At 74.1% G+C, this 2,582-nt stretch carries 3 protein-coding genes; 2 read left to right on the forward strand and 1 reads right to left on the reverse strand.

The window, feature by feature from the left end; all coding sequences use genetic code 11:
- Positions 1–921, reverse strand: a 921-nt coding sequence (locus HALOF300_RS26785; protein ID WP_156743940.1) for a PspC domain-containing protein, incomplete at its 3' end; no start/stop codon positions are given.
- A gap of 193 nt (positions 922–1,114) precedes the next feature.
- On the opposite strand from HALOF300_RS26785, the gene HALOF300_RS26790 reads away from it, so the two are divergent.
- Positions 1,115–2,398 (forward strand): ATP-binding protein, encoded by a 1,284-nt coding sequence (locus HALOF300_RS26790; protein ID WP_156743941.1) that lies wholly within the window; start codon positions 1,115–1,117, stop codon positions 2,396–2,398.
- A partial coding sequence (locus HALOF300_RS26795; protein ID WP_156743942.1) for a response regulator transcription factor occupies positions 2,395–2,582 on the forward strand: 188 nt, incomplete at its 3' end. The genes HALOF300_RS26790 and HALOF300_RS26795, both read left to right, overlap by 4 nt.

Genomic DNA, 2,582 nt, shown 5'->3' on the forward strand with positions numbered 1-2,582 from the left:
GGGCGGGGGAGTCGGGGTCCAGGCGGCTGCCGGGACGGCCGGGTGGTCATGGCCCGACGGCGATCCATAGGTTGCGGAGTTCCCTCCGGTGGCCGCGGCGTACGTCGGCTCGACGCGGCCGGACCAGCCGGTCGGGCTCGCGCCGGCCGCCGAGACCGGGTCGGTCCCGCCGGACGCCGGGCCGGTACCGCCGGAGATCGGGTCGTTCTCGCCGACCGGGCCGGCTCCGGTCACGGGCTGCGTCTCGGAAGGTGCGGCGGCGTTCGCCCAGGTGGTCGGGCCGTAGTCCGCGGCCTGACCCGGTGCACCGCTCGCGGGGTTCGTCGGCCCGGTCGTCGAGGGCCAGGTCGTCGGGGCCTCGGTCGTCGGGCCGGTCGACGGCCCGGGCATCGGAGGCACCGGCGCCGCGCCTGCGGCGAACTGGCTCGGCGACTGCGACGGGCGGCCCTTGCCGCTGCGGCGTGCGACGACGATCAGCCAGATCACCAGGGCGATCGCCCCGAGCACCAGGATGGTGCCGAAGAACTCGCCGCCCCACCACATGTTGTCCCACCAGAACCCGAGCCGGGATGCGCCCACCAGCGCGAACGCGATCGCCCCGGCGAGGGCGGCGTCGAACCGGCCCCGGATCGCCTCCTGGAGGTGGATCCGGCCGTCGGTCTCCTCCGGGAGCAGCGCCCAGCCGATCCCGTACAGGAACAGGCCCAGGCCACCGAACAGGGTCATGACGACCAGCACGCCACGCACGATCAGCGGGTCGATGTTCAGGCGTCGCGCGACGCCGGCGGCCACGCCCCCGATCCACCGGTCCGTGGTCCGGGGCATCCGGGTGCGCCGGAGCGAGTCGAAGAAGGCATCGGTGCTCGAGGGCCCCGGTGCCGGTGGTGCCGGCGGGGGGCCGGCGGAGTTGTCTGTGCTCATGGCCCCAAGTCAACTCCCGCCCGCCGTCGCCGACCATCGGGTATGACCCTGAACCGTCCCTGATCCACCGGCGCGTCCGACGTGCACCCCGTGATCGGGGGATCCCCTGATATCGGCGCCCGAAGCCCCTGATTCCGCCCTGGATCGGGCCTCCGGACGCACGGCTCCCGCCACGGCGTGCCACGATGGCGAGGTGAGTCAGCCCGACGTCCGCGTGAGCCGGCCCTGGACCCCGCCCTGGCGGTCCACGGGCCACGTTCCGCTGCGCCGGATCCGGGAGGGCCGGGTCTTCGGTGGGGTCTGCGCCGGCCTGGCCGCGCACCTGGGCGTCGACGTGCGGTGGATACGGATCGCGTTCGTCGTTCTCACCCTGTTCCTCGGCGCCGGGGTCGCGCTCTACGTCTGGTTCCTGCTCACCGTCCCGACCGGGGACCCGCAGGAGGAGGCCGCACAGGCCCGGCCCACCCGGCTCAGCCGCCTCGTGCCCAGGCTCCGTTCACGCACCGCCGCCCGGCCCATCGGGGACGTGGTGCTCGCCGTCGTCCTCATCGTCGTCGCAGGCTCCCTGCTCGCCACCCGCGCGGACCTCGACGTCGCCTCGACCTGGATCCTTCCGGTCCTCGTCCTGCTCGGTGGCGCCGCGCTCGCGTGGAGCCAGCTCGGCGCCGTCGAGCGGCAGCGCCAGGCGGGGGAGCCGGCCCGCAAGTCCACGGTGGTGCTTCGCGTCGGCGGCGGCCTCGCACTCGCACTGGTCGGCGTCCTGATGCTGGTGGGTCAGGGGCAGACGTTCCCCGAGGTGCTCCGCGGGGCTGTCGCGGGCCTCGCGATCCTGGCCGGGGCCGCCGTCGTACTCGCGCCACTGGGCCTGCGCCTGTGGCGTGAGCTCGTCGCGGAACGCGCCGCGCGGGCACGCGAGGCCGAGCGTGCGGACATCGCCGCCCACCTGCACGACTCCGTGCTGCAGACCCTGTCCCTGATCCGATCACGCGCCGACGACCCGCAGTACGTGCGGCGTCTGGCCCGCGCACAGGAGCGGGAGCTGCGGGACTGGCTCTACTCCGACCGGCCCGAGGTGGGCGACTCGGTCGCGGCCATGGTGCGCCAGGTCGCGGCGGAGGTGGAGGACGCCCGCGGCGTCCCGATCGACGTCGTCACGGCAGGCGACGCCCGGCCCGACGACGGCACCACACCGCTGGCCGCGGCCACCCGCGAAGCCCTCGCCAACGCCGTCGCCCACGGCCGGCCACCGATCTCGCTGTACGTGGAGATCGGCGCCGAGAGCGTGGATGTGTTCGTCCGGGACCGGGGCGACGGCTTCGAGGTGGCAGCCGTGCCCGAGGACCGGCATGGGGTTCGGGACTCGATCCTTGACCGGATGCGCAGGCACGGCGGCAGCGCGACGATCCGAAGTGATTCCACGCGGGGCACCGAGATCCACCTGAGGATGCCCCGCAGCGATGGAGGCGAAGAGACATGACCCTGCGACTGGTACTCGTCGACGATCACCGGATGATCCGGGCTGGTGTTCGGTCCGAGCTCGCCGACGACCTCGAGGTCGTCGGCGAGGCGGACGACGTCCCCTCCGCGATCTCCGTGGTGCACACGCTTCGGCCCGACGTCGTGCTGCTGGACGTGCATCTGCCCGGTGGGCAGGGTGGGGG

This window comes from Occultella aeris (assembly GCF_902703175.1).
In the GTDB taxonomy this organism is placed as follows: domain Bacteria; phylum Actinomycetota; class Actinomycetes; order Actinomycetales; family Beutenbergiaceae; genus Occultella; species Occultella aeris.